This window comes from Streptomyces sp. 7-21 (assembly GCF_016741785.1).
Taxonomy (GTDB): domain Bacteria; phylum Actinomycetota; class Actinomycetes; order Streptomycetales; family Streptomycetaceae; genus Streptomyces.
Window position 1 is genome coordinate 80,001 of record NZ_JAERRL010000003.1, and the last position, 23,394, is coordinate 103,394.

At 75.7% G+C, this 23,394-nt stretch carries 2 protein-coding genes (1 of these 2 cut by a window edge); both read right to left on the reverse strand.

Annotated elements, in window-relative coordinates; all coding sequences use genetic code 11:
* Entirely contained in the window at window positions 1-12,438 is a 12,438-nt protein-coding gene (locus JK356_RS04400) for an SDR family NAD(P)-dependent oxidoreductase (protein WP_201866193.1), read from the reverse strand.
* Window positions 12,435-23,394: the 3' portion of an SDR family NAD(P)-dependent oxidoreductase gene (locus JK356_RS04405; protein ID WP_201866194.1), read on the reverse strand. The gene runs 4,337 nt beyond the window's last position; 10,960 of the gene's 15,297 nt are visible here — the last part of the coding sequence; its start codon lies off the right edge, out of view; the stop codon is at window positions 12,435-12,437. Before JK356_RS04405 ends, JK356_RS04400 begins: the two co-directional genes overlap by 4 nt.

Here is a 23,394-nt window from a genome sequence, read left to right on the forward strand (position 1 = left end):
TCAGCCCTCGGCCGGCGTCGACTTCAGGGCGTAGTCGCGCACGGTGACGAGCGCCGTGCCAGCTTGGTCGGTCACGGTGATGTCGAAACGGTGGATGGCGTCGCGCCCCTGAGGCCGGTGCCCGGCGCGGCGGATGTGGGCGACGCAGTCGTGGGGCAGCGGCCCGGCGATGGTGACGGCTCCCACGGCGAACGGCAGGAACAGCCGCCCGTCGCCGTCGCCCCCCATCAGGGCGATGACGGACTGGAAGACGCCGTTGACGAGTTCGGGCCGGAGCACGTCGTCGGGGTGGCCCGGCCGGGCGGCCGGCGGCAGCGACAGCAGCGCCACCGCCTCGTCCTGGCCGAACCGGATCTCGTCGATGACCTGGAACGAGGGCCCGTTGACGAGCCCGGCCGCCGCCATGGCGGCGTAGCCGTCGGCGCCCGGGAGCTTGTGGTCGCAGGCGGCGACGAGGGCGGGCAGGTCGAGGGTCTCGGCCGGCGGGAGACCGGCGCCGATGTCGATGCGCGCCTCCATGCAGACGCGGCGCTCGGGCACCGGCTCGTCGTCCAGGCTCACCCGCACCAGCACGGACGACTCCTCGGGGAAGAGCCGCACCGTGACCTCGACGGGGTCGTCGCCCGCCGCCTCGATCTGCCGCAGCCACAGCACGTCCCGCACCGCCACCACCTGGTGGTCCAGGCTGAGCGCGCCGGCCAGGCGCGCCATCTCCAGCGTGGCGGCGCCCGGCAGCACCCGCCGCCCGCCGACGACGTGGTCGGCCAGGACGGGGTCGTCGCCGCCGAGCACGGTGGTGAACCGCTGCTCGAAGAACGACGACCGGTTCTCGTGCACCAGCGGGTGCAGCCGCGGCCGGTCCGGCAGCGGCCGGGTGGCCTCCGGCGACGGCAGCCAGTGCCGCACCCGGGCGAACGGGTAGCCCGGCAGGCTAACGCGGGTGCGGCCCTCGGTCACGCCGAGCGCGTCCCAGTCCAGGTCGTGGCCGCCGGTCCACAGGTCGAGGACGGCGCCCCACTCCCCCGCCTCGCAGCGGGCCCTGGCCTCGGCCATCACGCCGGGGTCAGGCGGCAGCGCGGGCGCGCCGGGGTGGCGCCACTCGGCCTGGCCGCGGTGCGGCGCCTCGCCGCCGTCGAGGTAGGCGGCGAGCGCCCGCTCCAGTTCGGCCTGGGAGGCGGCGACGAAGCCGATGCGCTCCTCGAACGCCTCGCGGCCGGTCTGGAGGGTGTAGGCGACGTCGGCCAGCCCGGCCGCCGTCAGCTCGCGTTCCCGCAGCCAGGCGTGGAGCCGGGCGGCGACGTCCCGCAGCTGGTCCTCGCGGCGCGCGGACAGCGGGATCATCACGGGCGTCACGGGCCGGGCCGGGCCGTCCGGCTCGGCGCGGCGGGCGGTGGCGCCCCGGTACTCCTCGATGACGACGTGGGCGTTGGTGCCGCCCGCGCCGAAGCTGGAGACGCCCGCGACGCGCGGCCGTTCCACCGGGACGCCGTCGACGTCCACCACCGGGCGGCGCCACTCGGTCAGCCGCTGCGGCACGGTGAATGCGGCGGCCTCGAAGTCGATTTCGGGGTTCAGCTCGGCGGAGTGCAGCGACGGCGCGATCTCGCCGTGCCGCAGCTGGAGCAGCACCTTGCTGATGCCCGCGATGCCAGCCGCGCTCTCGCAGTGGCCGATGTTCGACTTGGCGGAGCCGATGTAGCGCTCGCCGTGACCGCCGCCGGTGCCCAGGGCTTTGACGAGGCTGGCCATCTCGATCGGGTCACCGAGCCGGGTGCCGGTGCCGTGCGCCTCGATGTAGGTGATGGCCCGCGGGTCCACGCCGGACTGGCGCACGGCGCGGCGGATGGCGTCGGTCTGGGCGTGCGGGTTGGGCACGGTGTAGCCGTTGGTCTTGCCGTCGTGGGTGACGGCGGTGCCCTTGATGACGCCGTAGATGTGGTCGCCGTCGGCCTCGGCCTTCGCCAGCGGCTTCAGCAGCACGGCGCCGACGCCCTCGCCCGGCACGTAGCCGTCGCCGTGCGCGCCGAACGACTCGCACCGGCCGCGCGTGGAGGCGAAGCGGTTCTTGCCCAGCATCAGGAACTTGCTGGGGTGCAGGCTGAGGTTGACGCCGCCCGCGATCGCGGCCTCGCACTCGCCGGAGCGCAGCGCCTGGCAGGCCAGGTGGACTGCGACGAGCGACGAGGAGCACATGGTGTCGGTCGCCAGCGACGGGCCGTGGAAGCCGTAGTGGTAGGAGACCCGGTTGGCGATGGAGGCGGCGCTGCCGTTGAGGGTGATCATGCGGCCGCGCAGCTGCTCCTGCGCCGCGTACAGCTGGTACTCCTCGTACATCACGCCGACGAACACGCCGACCTGGCCCGGCAGTCCGTCGCCGGAGGCGGCGCGGGCGAGCGAGGCGCGGGTGTAGCCGGCGTCCTCCAGGGCGTGGTGGACGCACTCCAGGAAGACGCGCTCCTGCGGGTCGATGATCTCCGCCTCGCTGGGCGAGATGTTGAAGAACAGCGAGTCGAAGCAGGCGGCGTCGTCGAGGAATCCGCCCCACTTGGCGTAGCTGCGGTCCTGGCGGCCGGGTTCCGGGCTGTAGTACGGGGAGTTGTCCCACCGGTCGGCGGGGATCTCCGTGACGCAGTCCCGGCCCTCGCGCAGGTTGTCCCAGTAGGAGGCGATGTCGGGGGCGCCGGGGTAGCGGCCGGCGAGGCCGACGATCGCGATGTCCAGGCTGCCGTCCGCCGGGGCGGGCGCCGCCGCGGCGGCCGGGGCAGGTGCCGGCGCCGGCTCCGGTGCCGGGGCGGGAGCGGCGGCCGGGCTCCAGCCGGTGCGCCAGGCGTCCGCCGTCACGGCAGCGGCCTGGGGACCGGCCACGGGAGCCGTCGCCGTCCCGGGGGCGTCCGCGCGGTCCGGCCCGGGCTCCCCGGCGCCGTCGCCCAGCAGCGCAGCCGTCTCACGCGGGTGGCTCTCGCTGAGGGCCTGCGCCAGCTCGCCGAGCGTCTGGTTCTCGAAGAACACGGTCTTCGGCAGCGCACCGAAGTGCTCCTCCAGGCGCTGCGTCAGGTTGATGATCATGACCGAGTCGATGCCGTAGCTCTCCCACGGCAGGTGGGCGTCGATGCGGGCGGCATCGAGCCTGATCTCTTCGGAGACGATCTCCTTCAGCGCCCCGGCCAGCGCCTCGGCGCGGTCGGCACGCGGCTGCTCCCCGGGCCCAGCGGACGCCGGCCCGGTGCCGGCCGTCCCGGGCGCCGCGGGGGCCGCCGGCTCCGGCAGCGCGTTGCGGGTCTGGGCGGCCAGGTAGGCGCGCAGCCGGGCCGCGTCGCCGACGAGCGGCAGCAGCTGGCTCTCGCCGGTGGCCAGGCAGCCGCGCAGCACGGCCAGGCCGGTGTCCCGGTCGAGCACGGCCAGTCCGGCCGTGGCCGCCGCGGCGCGGGCCTGCTCCTCGCTGATGCCCATGCCGCCGTCGCGCCACAGCTGCCAGTTGACCGACAGCGTCCGGCCGTGCCGCTCGCCCCGGGCGGCCAGGGCGGCCCGGTGCGCCGCGTAGTGGTCCATGAAGGCGTTGCCGGCGGCGTAGTCGGCCTGCCCGACGTTGCCGGCCGCTCCCGCCAGGGAGGAGAACACCAGGAAGACGTCGAGCGGCAGCCGGGCCGTGGCCTCGTCGAGGGCGACGAGCCCGGCGGTCTTCGGCGCCAGCACGGCACGCGCCTCGGCCGGCTCCTTGCCGGTGATCAGCCGGTCCCGCGTGACGCCCGCGCAGTGCAGCACGCCGAGCGGGCCGTCGTGCTCCCCGAGCCGGGCGGCCAGGTCGCGCATCGCGTCGGCGTCGGTGACGTCGGCGCGCACGTACTCGGCGGTGGCGCCGTCGGCGCGCAGGGCGCCCAGCAGCGCCCGCACCGCCTCGGTCTCCTCGGACCGGCCGGTGAGCACCAGCCGCACGCCGCGCGCCTCGCGCGCGATCTGGCGGGCCATCAGCGCGCCGAGACCGCCGGCACCGCCCGTGATGAGGTAGGCGCCGCCGTCGCGCCACGGGCGCGCCCCGGCCGGCTCGCCGGCGGGCCAGGGCAGCTCCTCCCAGGCGCGGACGGCGCGGGTGCCGTCGGGCGCGTAGCGGACGAGCTGGTCAGCCGGCGCGCGGCGCTCCTCGCTCAGCCGCCGCGCCGCCTCGGCCGCATCCCAGGCGTCCGGGACCCGCACCAGCTGGGCCAGCACGGCCGGGTGCTCGCTGTGGAGGGTCTGGAGGAAGCCGCCAAGCCCCGCCCACGCCGCGTGCTCCTCGCCACCGGGGACGACGACCTGCACCAGCAGCCGGTCCCTGCGGTGGGCGGCCAGGATCTCCCGGGTCCGCTCCAGCAGCCGCAGCGCGTGGTCCTGGTAGCGGGCGGCCGGCTCCGGCGCGTCGCTGGCCAGAACGGTCACCTCCGCGCCGGGCAGCAGCTCTGCGAGGCCGTCGAGCCGGTTGCCGGCGGCGTCGCACACCAGCACGAACCAGGCGTCGACGGCGGTGTCCGGGCCGCCGGGCGCGAGGGCGCGCTCCTGCCAGCGCGGCGCGAACAGCAGCCGGTCCGCGGCCGGTTCACGCTCCGGGGCGGGGGCGTCCTCGAAGGTGTAGGTGGTGAACGCGACGTCCCGCAGCCGCGCCGCGACGCGGCCGGCCTCGTCGGACAGCGTGATGTCCACCTTCGTGACGCGGTTGGCCTCCCCGCCGTCGGCGGGCCGCAGGTGGGCCCACATCACCGGTGTCATCGCGCCGGTAACGGTCACCTCGCCGACGGCGAAGGGCAGTTCGGCCGAGCCGCCGCCGGATTCGCGGTCGTCACCGCCGGGCAGCGGGGTGTCGGGGTCGGCGGGCAGCCCGAGGGCCAGCGTCGCCTGGAGCGCCGAGTCCAGCAGCCCGGGGTGCAGCGTGTAGCCGCCGGTGTCCGCCGTCTGGCCGCCGAGGCGCAGCGCGACGAGCACGTCGTCCTCGCCCCGGTACACGGCCTCGATGGCGCGGTGCGCCGGCCCGTAGTCGATGCCCATGCGGCGGAACGCCTCGTAGCACCAGTCGCCGTCCACGCGGCGCCGCCCGGCGGCGCGCAGCGCGGCCAGGTCCAGCGCGGGCGGCTGCCCGGCACCGGCCGCCTGCACCACCACCGTGCCCTGGCAGTGCGGCACCTCCTCGCCGCCGGGGCCGGTGCTGTGGACGCGGAAGGAGACGGCGCCCTCCTGGCCCGGCGTCAGCGACACGTGCAGCGCCCGCCCGCCGTCCTCGACGGTGAACGGCCGCAGCCACACCACGTCGCTCAGCCGCAGCCCGGCGCCGCGGGCCCGCTCCGGCAGTGCCTCGCGGACGGCGGCCAGCGCCATCTCCAGGTAGGCGACGGCGGGCAGCAGCTTGCGGCCGCCGACGCGGTGGTCGGTGAGGACGGACTCCTCGCCGGTGAACTCGGTGGTGAAGCGCAGCCCTTCGAGCGTGGAGCTGTTGCGGTGCAGCAGCGGGTGGAGCCGCTCACCGCCTGGGGCGGCCGCCTGGGACTCGCCGGCCACCAGCATGCCGTCCACCCAGCAGCGTTCGCGGGCGAACGGGTAGCCGGGCAGCGGCACGCGGCGCGGCGGGCGCCCGTCGTACAGCTGCGCCCAGTCCAGGGCGACGCCCGCGACCCACAGCTGGGCGGCCTTGTGCAGCTCGCGGTCGCGCAGCAGCTGCCCGGTGAGGGCGGAGTCGCTGACCAGCTCCAGCAGCTGCTTGGACTGGCCGCGCCGGGCGTCGCGGCTGTTGCCGGTGAACAGGCCGGGCGCGTCCTCGCCGGCCAGGAACCGGCGCAGCAGGTCCCGCAGTTCGCCGATGCCGTCGGCGACGATCGCCAGCCGCTCCTCCATCGCCTCCCGGCCGGCCTGGAGGGTGTAGGCGACGGAGGCGAGCGAGGCGCCGCCGAACGGCCGTGGCGCGGGCGGCTCTTCGGCGTCGCCGACTTCGGTGGCGGTGGCGCGGGCGACGGCGTCGGCCCACGCGGCCAGGTCGCGCGGCGCGCTGTCCGCGACCGCGTCCGTGCCGTACTCGGCGGCGACCCAGTCGCGGAACAGCTCCTGGCCGACCAGGTCCAGGCCCAGCTCGGCCAGCGGCACGTCCGGCTCGATGTCGTCCTCGGCGACGCCGAGCTGCCCGGCCAGGCGGGCCCGCAGCGCGCGCAGCACTTCCGGCCGGCGGGCGGCGGCGTGACCGGCGCCGCTGCTCGCGCCGCTCTCGGCGGGGCTGCCCCCGGCGGGGCTGCCCTCGGCGGCGGCGAGGAAGCGGGCGGCCAGCTCGCGCAGCCGGTCGGCGTCGCGCGCCGAGAACACAAACAGCCGCGGCTCGGCGGGCGCCTCGGGCTCGGGCGGCGCCTGGTACTCCTCGACGACGAGGTGGGCGTTGGCGCCGCCCGCGCCGAAGGAGCTGATCCCGGCGCGGCGCGGGTGCGGCCCCGGCTCCCACGGCTGGAGCTCCTGCTGGACGGTGAACGGGCTGGCGGCGAAGTCGATGTACGGGTTGAGCCGGGCAGAGTGCAGCGACGGCACGAGCTGCCGGTGCCGCATCTGGAGCACGACCTTGCTGAGCGCCGCGATCCCGGCGGCGGACTCCAGGTGCCCGATGTTCGACTTCACCGAGCCGATCGCGCAGCGGTCGCCGTCCGGGCGCCGCCCGCCGAACGCCTTGGTGAGCGCGGTGATCTCGATGGGGTCGCCGAGCGCGGTGCCGGTGCCGTGCGCCTCCAGGTAGCTGATGGTGGCCGGGTCGACGCCCGCGTCGGCGAGCCCTGCCTGGATCAGCTCGGCCTGGGCCGTGGGGTTGGGCACGGTGAACCCGGAGGTCTTGCCGCCGGCGTTGATGGCGCTGCCCTTGATGACGGCGTGGATGTGGTCGCCGTCGGCGATGGCCCGGTCCAGCGACTTCAGCACGACCGCGCCGACGCCCTCGCCCGGCACGTAGCCGTCGCCGCCCTCGCCGAAGCTGCGGCACCGCCCGTCGGTGGCGGCGAACTTGCCCTGGCTGAGCAGGATCAGCTTGTGCGGGTGGATGGTGACGTTGACGCCGCCGGCGATGACGACGTCGCTCTCGCCCCGGCGGATCGACTCGCAGCCCAGGTGGATCGTCGTCAGCGAGGACGAGCACATGGTGTCGACGGCCATGCTGGGGCCGTTGAAGTCCATGAAGTACGACACGCGGTTGGCGATCGCCGAGAACGACGAGGACACCGGGACCGTGTGGCCCTTGATCTCGCCGTGGAACAGCTCGTACATGCCGTACATCACGCCGACGTACACGCCCACCGTCTGGCCGGCCAGCGACTGCCGGGTGTACCCGGCGTCCTCGATGGCGTGCCACGCGGCCTGGAGGAACAGCCGCGCCTGCGGGTCGAGGAAGTCCGCCTCGCCCGGCATGATCTGGAAGAACAGCGGGTCGAACCGGTCGACGTCGCGCAGGAATCCGCCCCAGCGGGCGTACGCGGTGCCGGGCGTGCCGTCGCTGGAGGTGTACCGGGAGTGGTCCCAGCGGTCGGCGGGCACCTCGCGGATGGAGTCGGTTCCCGAGCGCAGGTTGGCCCAGAACTCGTCGAGGTCGTCGGCGTCCGGGTACCGGCCGCTGATGCCGATGATGGCGATGTCGTGCGTGCCGTCGCGCCGCCCGCGGCCGCCGCCGCGCGCCGGGCGGGAGGCGGCGAACCGGGCACGGCGGGCCACCGGGGCACGCTCACCCGCGGCGGGCGCGGCCGGTGCGGCGGCGGGCGCGGCGGCCGGCGCGGGGGTGCCGAAGAGCCGCCGCACGTCGCCGGCCCGCTGGTCGAGGAAGTAACCGGCCAGCTCGGCAAGGGAGTTGTACTCGAAGAACAGCGTCTTGGGCAGCTCCCCGAAGTCCTCCTCCAGGCGCCGCGTCAGGCTCATCATGATGATCGAGTCGATGCCGAACACGTCGAACGAGTCGGCCGCGTCGATCTTTTCGGCGTCGGTCTTGGTGACCTCGGTCAGCACGCCGGAGAGGTAGGCGACCAGCCGCTCGCGCAGCGCGGCCTGGCCGGCCGCGTCCGCCGCCGGGGCCGGGGACGCCGCCGGGGCCGGGGACGCCGCGGGGGCCGCGGGCTCCGGCGCGGCGCCGGGGACGCGGAAGGTGCGGCGGATGGCCGCCGCGTCGCCGGTGACGTACGCCAGGTGCGGCGCGGGCAGCGCCAGCGCGGCCTCCAGGGCGCGGCAGCCTTCCTCGGCGCCCAGCGCCGCCAGGCCCAGCCGCTCCCGCATCTGCCGGGCCGCGTCAGCGCCGATCGCCATGCCGCCGTCGGCCCAGTACGGCCAGCCGACCGACAGGGTCCGCCCGCTGCGCTCGCCCGCGGCGCGCAGGCGCTCCCGGGCGTGCGCGAAGCCGTCCTGGTAGGCGCTGGCGTAGCAGTAGTCGGTCTGGCCGACGTTGCCGAGCATCGCGGAGGTGGACGAGAACAGCACGAAGACGTCGAGCTGTTCGCCGCGCAGCTCCTCGTCGAGGTGGTGCGTGCCGGCGACCTTCGGGGCGAGGACGGCGGCAGCGTCGGCGGCGGACTTGTTGCGGACGAATGCGTCGCGCAGCGTGCCCGCCGCGTGCAGCACGCCGTCCACGCGGCCGAACCGCTCGCGGGCCCGGGCAACGAGCCGCGCCACGTCCTCGCGGCGGGCGACGTCGGCCGCGACGTACTCGGCCTCGGCCCCGGCCTCGGTGACCGTGCGCAGGGCGGCGCGCATCGTCTCGTCCAGCTCGCGGCGGCCGGCCAGGACCAGCCGGGCGCGGTACCGGGCGCCGAGGTAGCGGGCGAAGACCAGGCCGAGGCCGCCGAGGCCGCCGGTGATGAGGTACACGCCGCCCTCGCGGAACGCGGGCGCGGGGCCGCCGGCGCCGCCGGACGCGGGCGCGGTCACCTCGGTGGTGGTCAGTTCGCGGCGGGTGTCCCCGTCCCACCAGGCGTCGGTGGCGCCGGTGCCCGCCGCGAACTCGCGGCGCAGCGCGGCGGCCGCGTCCGGGCCGGTGACGCCGACGGTCCGGGCGGCCAGCCGGGAGTCCTCCTTGGCGAGCGCCCGCAGGTAGCCGGCCATGGCGCGGTGCCCGGGCTCCGGCTCGGGGCCGGCGGCGTAGACGTACAGCAGCTCGGTGTGGCGGCGCGGGGAGCTGGCCACCAGGGCGCGGGCCAGCGCGTGCACGGGCGGCAGGCCGTCGCCCGGGGTTTCCCCGGCGCCGGGCGCGAGGACGACGATCCGGTCGGGCTGGCGGCCGGCGCCGCGCAGCGCGGCCAGCATCCGGGCGTAGTCGTCCTCCTCGCCGGGCCGGACGGTGAAGCTGGCGCTGTCGCCGGCGCCGCTGAACTCGCCGCCCGCGGCGGCCTCGACGACCGTGCCGGCGGACGCGGCGGCGGCGCGGGCCGCCTCGCCGAGCGGGGAGCCGTCGGCGAACAGCAGCAGCGTGTGGGTGGCGCCGCGCGCGGCGGCGGGCTCCGGCAGCGGCGCGGGCCGCCATTCCTGGGTGAGGAACAGCGCCTCGTCGGCCGCCGCCTCGCCGGATCCCGTGCCGCTGGCCGGGGCGCTGGCCCCGGCGCCGGTGCCGGCCGCGGCGGCGACGGTGAAGCCGGTGATCTCGGCGGCGACGGTGCCGTCGCCGGCCGTGAGGGTCACGTCGAACGACCGGCCGCCCGCGCCGGACGCCGCGGCGGCGGGCCGGACGTGCGCGTGGGCAGGCGCGCTGGCGGACGCCGTCAGCGGCGCGAGGCAGCGCACCCGGTCCACGGCGAACGGCAGGTACGGCCCGCCGTCGCCCACCAGCGGCCGGATGGCCTGCCAGGCGCCGTCCAGCAGCGCCGGGTGCAGGGCGAACGGTGCGGTGTCGCCGGACGCCGGGGCGAGGGTGGCCAGCGCCTCGCCGCCGTTGTGGACCAGTTCCCTGACGGTGCGGAACGCCGGGCCGTAGTGCACGCCCTCGTCGCTGCGGCCGCCGGCGGGGTACAGCTCGGCGGGGCCGAGCCGGTCCTGGCAGCGGGCGCGCACGGCGGCGAGGTCCAGCGGTGCCGCGGGCGCGCCGGTGCCGGAGCCCTCGGCGGCGTAGCGGAGCGTGCCGGTGGCGCACAGCGTGCCCTCGTCGTCGGTGTCCTGCTCCCGCACGCGTACCTCGAAGTCAGCGGCGTCACCCGCGGGTTCGGCGTCGGGGTAGAGCGTGATCTCCACGGTGGTGGCGGCGCCGCGGTGGCGCACGGGGCGCGCCCACACCACGTCGGCGACCTCGGCGACGGGCCGCCGGGCGGACAGTTCGCCGGCCGCGCGGGCCAGTTCGACGATGGCCGCGCCGGGCAGCACCGGTTCGCCGCCGACGCGGTGGTCGGCCAGGAAGAACTCCGCGCCGGTGAAGACCGAGCGGAACCGCTGCCGGGAGAAGTCGGAGACGTTCTCGTGGACCAGGGGGTGCAGCGGCGCCGGCCCGCCGCCCGCCGCCGGGGCGAGGGCCCGGCTGGTGGCCGGGATGGCGCCCTCGTCCGGGGTGTACCAGTGGCGCTTGCGCTCGAACGGGTAGGTGGGCAGCGGCACGCGGCGCGGCGCCGGGCCGCTCTCGGCGGCCCAGCCGGGCGGTTCGCCCCGCACCCACCGGCACGCCGACTCCGCGGCGGGCAGCCCGGCCGGGCCGTCGTCGCGGCGCCGCGGCGGCCGGCCCGTCAGAGTGCCCCGGTGGACGCGCGGCCCGGTGGCGCCGGTGTCCGCGAACTCCTCCAGTGCGGCGATGAGTTCGTCCCGGCCGGTGGCGACGACGGCGAGCCGCTCGCGCATGGCCTCGCGGCCGGTACGCAGCGTGTACGCCACGTCGGCGAGATCGGTGTCCTCGTGCGCGGCGAGGAAGCGCGCCAGCCGCCTGGCGTACTCCCGCAGCTGCGGCTCGGTCTTGGCCGACAGCGGGTAGGCCCGCTCGGTGCCGGCGGGCCGGGCGGCCGGGCGCGGCCGGGCCGCGGGCTGGTACTCGTCGACGACGACGTGGGCGTTGGTGCCGCTGAAGCCGAACGAGCTGAGGCAGGCCCGCAGCGGTGCGCCGGGCGCGGGACGCCATTCGCGGGTCTCGGTGCTGAGGGTGAACGGCGAGCGCGCGAAGTCGAAGTGCTCGTTAGGGGTGCGGACGTGGAGCGTCGGCACCAGGGTGCGGTGCCGCATCGACAGCAGGATCTTGTGGAGCCCGGCGACGCCCGCCGCGGCCGACATGTGGCCGATGTTCGACTTCACCGAGCCGATGGCGCAGAAGTTCTCGCGGTCCGTCCAGGTGCGGAACGCCGTCGCCAGCGCCTCGAGTTCGATCGGGTCGCCCAGCTTGGTTCCGGTGCCGTGGAGTTCGGCGTAGCTGATGGTGTCGGGCGCGATGCCGTGGCGGCCGTAGACGGCCTTGACCAGCTCGATCTGGCTGCCGAGGTTGGGCGCGGTGATGCCGTTGGTCTTGCCGTCCTGGTTGATGCCGCTGGCGGTGATGAGGCCGTAGATGTGGTCGCCGTCGCGTTCGGCGTCGGCGAGCCGCTTGAGCACGACGGCGCCCGCGCCCTCGCCCGCGACGAAGCCGTCGGCGCTGTTGTCGAACGACTTGCACCTGCCGTCGGGCGAGAGCATGCCGGCCGCGCACATGTGCATGTAGCCGTCGGGCGTCAGGTACAGCGAGACGCCGCCGGCCAGCGCCATGTCGACCTCGCCGCTGCGCAGCGCCTGGGCGGCCAGGTGGACGCACACCAGCGAGGAGGAGCAGGCCGTGTCGACCGTCAGGGCCGGGCCCTTGAGGTTGAGGTAGTAGGCCAGCCGCCCGGCCGCGATGGCGTTGCTGACGCTGGTGACGGAGGGGTGCTCGGCGGCGTGCTGGTTGACCAGGTGCTGGTAGTCACCGTTGGCCATGCCCAGGTAGACGCCGCAGTTGGCGCCGTCGAGGTCCTGCCGGGTGTATCCGGCGTCCTCGAAGGCCCGGTAGCCCTCTTCGAGGAAGATCCGGTGCTGCGGATCCATCGTCTCCGCCTCGGAGGGGGAGATCTCGAAGAAGAACGAGTCGAACCGGTCGGGGCCGTCGAGCATGCCCATCCACCGGCAGTAGATGGAGCCTTCCTTGCCGACGGCCGGGTCGTAGTACCGGTCCATGTCCCAGCGCGAGGACGGTATCTCCCGCACGCCGCTGCGGCCCTCGGCCAGCAGCGACCAGTACTCCTCCAGGTCGGCCGCGGTGGCGTAGCGGCCGGACATACCGACGATGGCGATCGGGCCGCCGTCGTCGTCCCGCCCGTCCCGGCCGGCGGCCTCGGCCGGGGCGGCGGGGGCGGGCCGGGCGGCGGGACGGCCGGGCGCGGGGACGCCCTGCGTGGCGGGGACGCTGGCGCCCCGGGCCCGCAGCAGTGCGCGGGCCTCCTCGGGGGTGACCCGCTTCTCCCGCAGCGCGGTGAGAATCTCTTCCAGGTTCACCGTCATGCCTCCTTCGCCTGTGCGGACAGGCGAGCCTCGGCCTGCCGAATGTCGATCGAGCCGTCGTAGACCTGCGTGAGCACCTGGTCGAGGTCGTCGTCCCCGGCGACGGCGTCCGGGGCGGTGCCCTGGGGCAGCTCGCCGGCGAGGAACTCGGCGAACTGGCGCAGGTTGGGGTACTGGTAGATCTTTGTGGTGCTCACCGACGTGCCGTAGCGCTTGTTGACCGCGCGGATCCACTCGACGCCGACGATCGAGTCCAGCCCCAGCTCCGTGAAGCTCAGCTCGACATCGATCTCCGACTCCTCCACGAACAGCTCCCGCGCCAGCGACGCCCGCAGCTCGGCGACGAGGTCCACGGGCGGCGCGGCCTCCGGCCGGGCCTGCGGTTCCGGCTGGTCATCCGGTTCCGGCCGGGCTTCCGGCTCGGCGGCCGGGCGGGCGGCCGGAGCGGTTGCCTGCGGCAGCTCGCCCGCCAGGAAGGCGGCGAACTGGAGGAGGTCCGGGTACTGGTAGATCTTCGTGGTGCTCACCGAGGTACCGAACCGCTTGTTCACGGCCCGGATCCACTCGACGCCGACGATCGAGTCCAGCCCCAGCTCCGTGAAGCTCAGCTCGACATCGATCTCCGACTCCTCCACGAACAGCTCCCGCGCCAGCGACGCCCGCAGCTCGGCGAGCAGCTCCTCGGCGGACAGCGCGGTCCCGGTGGCGGGCGCAGTGGCGGGCGCAGCGACCGGGGCAGTGGCCGGCCCGGCGGCGGGTGCGGCCGCGGTGACGGCGGGCGCGGCCGGGGCGGCCGGGGCGGCCGGGGCGGCCGCCGGGCCGCTGCCCTGCGGCAGCTCGCCGGCGAGGAACTCGGCGAAGGCCACCAGGTTCGGGTACTGGTAGATCTTCGTGGTGCTCACCGACGTGCCGTAGCGCTTGTTGACCGCGCGGATCCACTCGACGCCGACGATCGAGTCCAGCCCCAGCTCCGTGAAACTCAGCTCGACATCGATCTCCGACTCCTCCACGAACAGCTCCCGCGCCAGCGACGCCCGCAGCTCGGCGAGCAGGTCATCGCTGGCCGGCTCGGGAACCGCCTGGGCGACCGGCTCGCTGACCGGCTCGCTGACCGGCTCGCTGACCGGCTCGCTGACCGGCTCAGTGACAGGCGCAGCGACCGGCTCGCTGACCGGCGCAGTGACCGGCGCCGTGACGGGCGCGGCGGTGGCGCCGGACAGCGGCCGGAGCGTCACCCGCGGGGCGGTCACCGGCGCGGCGGGCCGGTGCATGTCGGCGGCCACCTCGGCGACTGGCCGCAGCCGGACCCGGCCGTCTCCCCCGTCCGCCGGTGCGCCCGCCGGTGCGCTCACCGGCGCCGGAACGGGCGCGGGCACCGGCTCGGCCACCGGCTCGGCCACGGGCGCGGGCGCCGGCGCGGGGGCCGCCTCGGCCACCGGCACCGGGCGCGCCACGGCCGCCGGCGCGCCGTGCTCACCGAACCAGAACCGCTTGTGCTCGAAGGCGTACGCCGGCAGCGAGACCAGCGCCGGCGTCTCCTCCCACAGGCCGCCGAACTCCGGGTCGTAGCCCTGGCAGTACATGTCCGCCAGCGCCTGGAGCAGCTCCTGGTAGCGCACCGCGTCGTCCCGGCTGGCGACGGCCTGCTCCACCAGGTCGCGCATCACGGCGGCCATCGCCGCGTTCGGCGCGAAGTCGCGGGCGACCGTGCCCCGGCATACCTTCAGCGGCCGCTCGCCCGCCGCCGCCTTCCGCAGCAGCCGCACCGCGTCGTCCCGGTCGCGGGCCACGACCGCGCAGCGGTGCGCGAAGTGGTGCCGCCCGGCCCGCAGCGTGTGGCTGACCGAGGCCAGGAAGCCGGGCCCGGCGTCCGTGCGCTCGTCGAGGAAGTCCGCCAGCGCGCCGAGTGCCCGCGTCAGCGACTCCTCCGACTTCGCCGACAGCGGCAGCACGTACGAGGGGGCCGTGGGCTGCTTCTCCAGCGCCTCTCGCTCCTCCCGCTCCGTGCCGCACGCCTCGACGATGACGTGCGCGTTGGTGCCGCTGTAGCCGAACGACGACACGCCGCCGCGGCGGGGCCGGTCCTCGCTCGCGGGCCACGGGCGCGGCTCGCGGTTGACGAAGAACGGGCTCTCGTCCCAGCGGATGTAGTCGCTGAGCTCCTCGCAGTTGATCGACGGCGGGATCGTCTCGTTCCGCATCGCCAGCACCAGCGCCACGACGCTGACCAGCCCCGAAGCGGCCTGGGTGTGGCCGATGTTGGGCTTGGTGGAGGTCAGCGCGCAGAAGCCGGTGCGGTCGGTGGCGCCGCGGAACGCCTCGGCCAGCGCGTTGATCTCGACCGGGTCGCCCAGCCGGGTGCCGGTGCCGTGTGTGACGAGGTGTTCGACCGTCTCCGGCGCCACCTCGGCCCGCGCGTACACGTCACGCAGCAGCCGCGCCTGCGCCTGGCCGCTGGGGGCGGTGATGCCGTTGGTCTTGCCGTCGTAGTTGACGCCGCTGCCGAGCACCGTGGCGTACACGCGGTGCCCGTCGCGCTCGGCGTCCCGGCGCTTCTTCAGCACCAGCACGGCGACGGCCTCGCCGGGCACCATGCCGTTGGCGCGGCGGTCGAAGGCGTAGCAGGTGCCGTCCGGCGACAGCATGCCCGCGTCGGCCATGGCGTCATAACTGCGGGGGTCGGCCAGAACGTTGACGCCCGCGACGATGGCGGTGTCGCAGTCGCCGTACCGCAGGCTCAGGCACGCCTCGTGCAGCGCCACCAGGCCGGAGGAGCACGAGGTGTTGATGGCCATGCTGGGCCCGGACAGGTTCAGGAAGTACGCCAGCCGGGACGCCAGGATGGAGTTGGTGTTGGAGGTGACGGTGGCCTCCTGGCCGACGAGGTAGCGGTAGTCGCCCTCCTCGACACCGACGAACACGCCGACCTTCTCGCGGCCAAGCTGGTCGGGGCCGCAGCCGGCGTCCTCCAGCGCCCGCCACATCTCCATCAGCAGCAGCCGCTGCCGCGGGTCCATCACCAGGGCCTCGCGCGGCGAGATCTCGAAGAACTTCGGGTCGAACTCGGCCACGCCCGGCACGGCACCGAGCCGCCGGTTCTCGCGGAACAGCTCCGGGGCCCACCACTCGGCGCGCTCCCGCGGCATCTCCCCGATCTCGCAGCGGCCCTCGGCCAGCACGGACCACAGCTCGCCGACGGTGCGGGCGCCGGGGAACCGGCCGCTCATGCCGACGATCGCGACCGGCTCCGGCGCGCCCTCGGCTGCGCCGCCGCCTGTGCCCGTGACCGGGCCGGTCACGGCGCGGCGCCGGGCCGGGGCGGGAACCGCGGGCCGGTCCGCGCGGCGCCGCCTGGCGCGCGGCGCCGGGGCGGCAGCGCTCCCGGAGCCATCGGAGCCCTCGCGGTAGAACTCCGCCAGCAGCTCGGCGTGGTTGTCCATCAGGTAGCCGGCCAGGCCGCCGAGCGTGGGGTAGCTGAAGAACACGTCCGGCGTGACCTCGATGCCGGTCCGCTCCCCCAGCACGCCCGCGAACTCCACCAGGCTGATGGAGTCAAAGCCGTAGTCCGTGAGGTTCGCCTCGTCGTCCAGCTTGTCCACCGGCAGCTTCAGCAGCTGGCTGACCGCGTCCCGCAGCTCCCACGCCAGGCACTGCGCGACGGTGTAGCCGGCCATCTCCGGGCGCCGCCCGGGGCCGGGCGGCACCACCTCGGCCGCCTCGGCCGCCTCGCCGGCGCCGGCGTCCGCGGCGTCCGCCGGCTCCGGCTCGCCGAGCGTCTCGAAGACCACGCCGCGCAGCTCAGCCACGGGCGCGCCGTCGCCGTCGTACAGGAGCACGGCGCCGGCCGGGGCGTCGATGAGCGCCCAGGCGGCGGCGTCCGCGCCGTGGAAGACGGCGGTGGCGACGGCGGTGAGCACCGCGTCGTCCGGCGGCAGGCCCTGCTCGTGCCGCAGCGCGTCGAGGCAGGCGTCGAGCTGGCGCGGCGCGAGCGCGGGCCCGTCCGCCAGCCGCATCGCCAGGCGGCCGTCGGGGGTGCGCTTGGCGCCCGCGACCGCCTCGCCGGCGACGGGCACCGGAGCGTCGGCGCCGGCGGCCAGCGCCGCCACGTCGCCGGGCTCCGCCGCGGCGGTGAGGCGGCGGGCCCGGCCGCTGGCGGCCGTCTCCGGGCCGGCGTCGCCGGCGTCACCGTCACCGCCGTCGGAGTCGTTGGTCTCGACGAGCCAGGTGACGGTGTCCCGCTCGGCGGGGAACAGCGCGGTGTGCACGGGCCGGGGCGTCTCGCCGAGCGCAAGCGGCTCGTGCCAGAGCACGTCGGACAGTTCGACGGCGGCGTCACCGCGGCCGGTGCTCAGCCAGACGGCGGCCCGCGCCATCTCCAGCAGCGCGCCGGGCGACAGGTCGCCGTCCGGCGTGGCGATGCCGGGCGGCGTGTCCGCGCCGAGCCGCGAGGTGAACCGCTGGCCCGTCATGTCCGAGGTGTTCTCGTGCACCAGCGGGTGCAGCCGCGCGGTGCCCGGCGCGGCCGCGGCGCCCGTCAGCGTCGTCTCCGCGGGCCAGTAGGTCTCGGGCGCGAACGGGTAGGCCGGCAGCGACACGCGCAGCGGCGGCCGGTCGAACAGGTCCTGCGACCTGGGCTGGTAGCCCTGGCAGTACAGGTCGGCCAGCGCCAGCAGCAGCTCCTGGTAGCGGGCGCCGTCGCCGCGGCTGCGTGGCGCCTCGTCCACGAGGTCCTGCAGCAGGCTGTTAGGCGTGAAGTCCCGGGTGACGGTGCCGAGATACACCTTGCGCTGCCGTTCGCCCGCGGCGGCGGCGCGCAGCAGCCGCACGGCGTCCGCCGCGTCCTGTGCCACGACCGCGCAGCGGTGCGCGAAGTGGTGCCGCCCGGACATCAGGGTGTGGCTGACGGAGGCCAGGTAGCCGGGGCCGGTATCCGCGCGCGCCTCAAGGAAGTCCGCCAGCGCGGTGACGGACTGCCGCATCGCCTCCTCGGTGCGGCCGGAGACCGGCAGCAGGTACGCCGGCGCGGCCGGCTGCTCGTCGAGCCGCCGCTGGTGGGCGCGGGCCGTTTCGTGGGCCTCCAGGATGACGTGGGCGTTGGTGCCGCTGAAGCCGAACGACGACACGCCGCCGCGGCGGGGCCGGTCCTCGCTCGCGGGCCACGGGCGCAGCTCGCGGTTGACGAAGAACGGGCTGTCCTCCCAGCGGATGTAGTCGCTGAGCTGCTCGCAGTTGATCGACGGCGGGATGGCCTCCTCGCGCATGGCCAGGGCCAGGCTGATGACGCTGACCAGGCCGGAGGCGGCCTGGGTGTGGCCGACGTTGGGCTTGGTGGAGGTCAGCGCGCAGAAGCCGGTCGCGTCCGTGGTCTGACGGAACGCGTCGACCAGGGCGTTGATCTCGACCGGGTCGCCCAGCCGGGTGCCGGTGCCGTGCGTGACGAGGTAGTCCACCGACTCGGGCGCGACGCGCGAGCGGGTGTAGACCTCGCGCAGCAGCCGGGTCTGGGCCTGGCCGCTGGGGGCGGTGATGCCGTTGGTCTTGCCGTCGTAGTTGACGCCGCTGCCGAGGATCGTGGCGTACACGCGGTGCCCGTCCCGTTCGGCGGCGCGCTGCCGGCGCAGCACGAGCACGGCGACGGCCTCGCCGGGCACCATGCCGTTGGCGCGGCGGTCGAAGGCGTAGCAGGTGCCGTCCGGGGACAGCATCCCGGCCTGCGCCATCGAGTCGTAACTGCGCGGGTCGGTGAGGATGTTGGCGCCGGCGACGATGGCGGTGTCGCAGTCGCCGTACCGCAGGCTCAGGCACGCCTCGTGCAGCGCCACCAGGCCGGAGGAGCACGAGGTGTTGAGCGCGATGCTCGGGCCGGACAGGTTGAGGAAGTACGCCAGCCGGGAGGCCAGGATCGAGTTGTGGTTGGACGTGACGCTGGAGGCGCCGTCCACCAGGTGGCGGTAGTCGCCCTCCTCGACGCCGACGAACACGCCGACCTTTTCGCTGGCGAGCTGGTCGGGGCCGCAGCCGGCGTCCTCCAGGGCGCGCCACATCTCCATCAGCAGCAGCCGCTGCCGCGGGTCCATCAGCTCGGCCTCGCGCGGCGCGATCTCGAAGAACAGCGGGTCGAACTCGGCCACGCCGGGGATCGCGGCGATGCGGCGGTCGGCGGCCGGGAGGTGCGGCGAGTACCACTCGGCGCGCTCGCGCGGCATCTCGCCGATGGCGGAGCGGCCTTCGGCCAGCAGCGACCACAGCTCCTCGACAGTGCGGGCGCCGGGGAAGCGGCCGCTCATGCCGACGATCGCGACCGGCTCCGGCGCGCCCTCGGCTGCGCCGACGGCGGCGGCGCCGCGCGCCACCCGTGCGGCGGCGGGGCGGCGACGGCGGCGTTCGCGCCCGGCCGCCGGGGCCACCGTGCCCGCGGTGCCCGCCGTGGCGGGCGCCGTCGTGGCGGGCGCGGGCGCCTCGCCGCCCGGCCGGTAGAACGCGGCCAGCAGCTCGGCGTGCTGCTCCAGCAGGTGGCCGCAGAGCGCGGTCAGCGTCGGGTAGCTGAAGAACACGTCCGGCGTGATCTCCACGCCGATCCGCTCGCCGAGCACGCCGGCGAACTCCACCAGGCTGATGGAGTCGAAGCCGTAGTCCTGGAGGTTGGCGCCCGACTGGAGCTTGTCCACGGGCAGCTTGAGCACCTGGCTGATGACGTCGCGGACCTCCCAGTCCAGGCACTCGGCGACCGAGTACCCGGCCATCTCCGGGCGCCGCCCGGGGCCGGGCTCCGCCGTCGCGGCGGCCTCGCCCGCCGCCGCCGGCCCGGCCGCCTCCCCGGCCGGCTGGGCCGGCTGGGCAGCGTCGTCGTCCGTCGCGGCGGGTCCGGCCGTCAGCCCTCGCACGGTCAGCAGCGCGGTGCCGTCCTCGCCGCACACGTCCGCGTCGAGCAGCCAGGAGCCGCCGCCCGGCGCGGGCCGCACCTGCGCCACGGCGCGGGCGGGCGCCGCGCCGCCGGGCGCGTAGGTGACGTCCTGCGCGGCGAGCGGCACGGCCGTGCCCGGCTCGCCGAGGCGGGACAGCACGGCGTCCAGCGCGGTCCGCGCCGCCGCCAGCAGCGCCATGCCGGAGTGCTGGCCGCCGTCCGGCGCCGGGTCGAGTTCGAGGTACAGCCGGGTGCCGCCGGCGTCGGTCCACAGCCGCGCGGGCCCGTCCCACTCGGCCGGCTGGTCGCACCGCTGCCGCGCGGCGGCCAGGTCCACCGGGTCGCCGGCGTGCTCCAGCAGCGCCGCGGTGCCCTCGGCGGCGACCAGCTCCTCCTCGCCGTCGCCGTCACCGGCGTACACGGACCACTCCACGCCGGCGCCGCGCGCGGGCAGCAGCGCGACGTGCACGGCCGGCACCGGCGCCGCGGGCCAGTCGTACCAGGCCACATCGGTCAGCCGCACGGCGTGGCGCGCCGGTTCGGCGCCGGGCGTGGCGAGCAGGGCCGCCGCCCTGGCCATCTCCAGCCGCGCCAGCGGGTCCGGCGCCTCATCCCCGTCGGCCAGGCGGGTGGTGAAGCGCTGGCTGCCGAGGTCGGAGGTGTTCTCGTGCAGCAGCGGGTGCGGCTGGGCGCCGGCGGCCGGAGCCAGCCGCACCCGCTGCTCGCCGCCGCCGGGCAGCCAGTACGACTCCTCGGCGAACGGGTAGGTGGGCAGGCTGATCCGGCGCGGCGGGCGGGTGCCCTCGTACAGGCCGCGCCAGTTGACGGTGGCGCCGCTGACCCAGGCGCGGATGAGGGCGTCGAGGTCCTCGGCGCTGTCCGCCGCCGCGGGCGTCACGGTCACGGTCTCGCGGGCGCGTTCCGGCTCGGCGCCGTCGGCGAACGGCGCGCCGGTGCGCACGCCTTGGGCCGCCGCGTCGCCGTCGAGGTACGCCGTCAGCTTCGCGGCGATCTGCCCCAGGTCGGTGGCGACGAAGCCCAGGCGGTGCGTCATGGCCTCGCGCCCGGCCTGAAGGGTGAACGCGATGGAGCGCAGGTCCGGCTCGGTGTACCGCCCGCTGTTCACGGCCGCCAGCAGCCGTTCGGCGGAGGCGCGCAGCCGGTCGGCGCCCTTGGCGGACAGCACGACGGCCACCGGCCCGGGGCGCGCGGGCGCCGGCTCGGGGGCGGTGAACTCCTCGATGATGGCGTGCGCGTTGGAGCCGCCCGCGCCGAACGACGACAGCGCCGCGATGCGCGGGTACTCACGGGCGCGCCCGTCGGCCTCGATGACCGGCCTGGCCCACTCGGCGACCTGCCGCTGCACGGTGAACGGCGTGTCCTCGAAGTCGATGAGCGGGTTGAGGACCTCGGAGTGGAGCGAGGGCACCAGGGTGCGGTGCCGCATCTGGAGCAGCACCTTGGTCAGCCCGGCGATGCCCGCCGCGCCCTCGGCGTGGCCGATGTTGGACTTCACCGAGCCGATGGCGCAGAACTGCCGGTCCCCGGTGCTTTCGAACGCCTGGCACAGGCCCCGGATCTCTATCGGGTCGCCGAGCTTGGTGCCGGTGCCGTGCGCCTCGACGTAGCTGACGGTGCGCGGGTCCACCCCGGCCTGGTGGAGCGCCCGGCTGATGACGCTGCCCTGGGCGTTGGGGCTGGGCACCGTGAACCCGTTGGTCTTGCCGCCGTGGTTGACGGCCGTGCCCCTGATGACGCCGTAGATGTGGTCGCCGTCGCGCAGCGCCGCCTGGAGCGGCTTGAGCAGCACCGCGCCGACGCCCTCGCTCGGCACGTAGCCGTCGCCGTCGGCGCCGAACGACTCGCAGCGTCCCTTGCTGGAGGCGAACTTGCCCTGCGACAGCAGCAGGTACTTGTTCGGGTGGAGCGAGAGGTTCACGCCGCCCGCCAGCGCCACGTCGCAGGCGCCGAGCCGCAGCGACTCGCACGCCAGGCTGATCGCCGTCAGCGACGACGAGCACATGGTGTCCACCGACATCGACGGGCCGCTGAAGTTCAGCTGGTACGACACGCGGTTGGCGATGGACGCGATGTTCCCCGAGGTCGCCACGGGCGTGCCGGCGAGCTGCCGCTCCAGCCCGAACAGCTGGTACTCGGTGGTCATCACGCCGACGAACACGCCCGCCCTGCCGGTGGCGCCGCTCGCCGCGTCCAGGTCCTGCGGCGTGTACCCGGCGTCCTGCACGGTGGCGTAGGCGCACTGGAGGAACAGCCGCTCCTGCGGGTCGATCAGCTCCGCCTCGCGCGGCGAGATGTTGAAGAACAGCGGGTCGAACTTGTCGACGCCCTCCAGGAAGCCGCCCCAGCGCGCGTACACGCCGGTCTTGGTCTTGTCGCCGGAGTAGTGGTAGGCGCGGTAGTCCCAGCGGTCCGCGGGGACCTCGGTGACGCTGTCGCGGCCGTTGCGCAGGTTGTCCCAGAACGTGTCGAGGTCGGGGGCCTGCGGGTACCGGCCGGCCAGGCCGATGATGGCGATGTCGCGGGACGGCGCGGAGTCGTGCTCGCCGCCCTCGCCGGCCGCGCCGGCGTAGCGGGACCGGCCGCGGCGGCTGACGACCTGGCCCGTCGCCGGTGCGGCGGCGTCGGCCGGCGGGACCGGCTGGTCCGGCTGCTGCGGCGCGGGCCCGTCGGCCGGCTTGCCGGTGGCGGTGCCGGAGGCCAGCAGCCGGGACAGCTCGGCGGCGTGCGCGGTCAGGAAGTAGTCGCTCAGCTCCGCCAGCGTCTGGTACTCGAAGAACAGCGTCTTGGGCAGCGAGCCGAAGTCCTTCTCCAGCTCCTCGGTGAGCTGGATGACGCTGATGGAGTCGATGCCGTACTGCCCCAGCGGCGTCTCGGGGTCGATCATGTCGGCCGGCATCTCCATCACGGCAGCCGTGACGTTGGTCAGGTACGTCACGACGCTGGCCCGGCCCGGCCCGGCGTCGCCGCCGGCGGCGTTCCGCTTCTCCGGGCGCGGCGCGGCGGCAAGCCGGTCGGTGGCGGTGCGCAGCTGGTGCGCGCCGCGCACGGTCAGGCACAGGGTGCGGGCCCGCCCCGACGCCAGGGCGCGGTAGAACGCCCGGACGCCGGCCTCGCGCGGGATCGGCACCAGGCCGGTCCGCTTCTCCAGCAGCTCCAGCTGCCGGTCGTCCATGCCCATGCCGCCGTCGCGCCACAGCGACCAGTCGATGGACAGCGTCCTGCCGCGCCGCAGCCCGGCCTTGACCAGGTCCTCGCGGTAGGCGGCGAAGCCGTCCATGAAGGCGTTGCCGAGGGCGTAGTCGGCCTGCCCGGCGTTGCCGAGCGCGCCGGAGGTGGAGGCGAAGCAGACCAGGAAGTCCAGGTCCGTGCCGGCCGTCGCCTCGTCCAGGGCGACCAGGCCGGCGACCTTCGGGGCCAGCACGCGGCGGATGTCGGCCGGGTCCTTGCGGATGATGTAGTCGTCCCGCAGGACGCCGGCGCAGTGCAGCACACCGCGCAGCGGCGCGTCCGGAGCGTCGATGCCGGCGACGACGGCGGCGACGGCCGCCCGGTCGGTGACGTCGAGCTGGCGGTAGGTGACGCGGGCGCCGGTGGCGGCGAGGGCACGGCAGACGTCCTCGGTCCGCTCGCTGGGCGCGGAACGGCCGGTGAGGACGATCGTGGCGCCCGGCTGCCGCTGGGCGATCTCCTCGGCGAACAGCCGCCCGAGGCCCCCCGCGCCGCCGGTGATCAGGTAGGTGGCGTCCGCGCGCCACGGCAGCGGCGCCGGCTCGCCGTCCTGGGAGCTGTCCGGGGAGCCGCCGTCGGTGCCGGGCAGCGGCTGCCAGGACGGCACCTGGCGCCGCCCGCCGGTGTAGCGGACCTCGGGCGCGACGGGCTCGCCGGCGCGTGCCTCGGCGTCCACGCGCGCCAGCGACTCGGCCGACGTCAGCGGCTGGTCCAGGCAGATGAGCTGGGCGGCCAGGCCCGGGTTCTCCAGGCGGGCGGTCCGCAGCAGCGCGGCGAGGCCGGCGTACAGGTAGTCGTCGGGG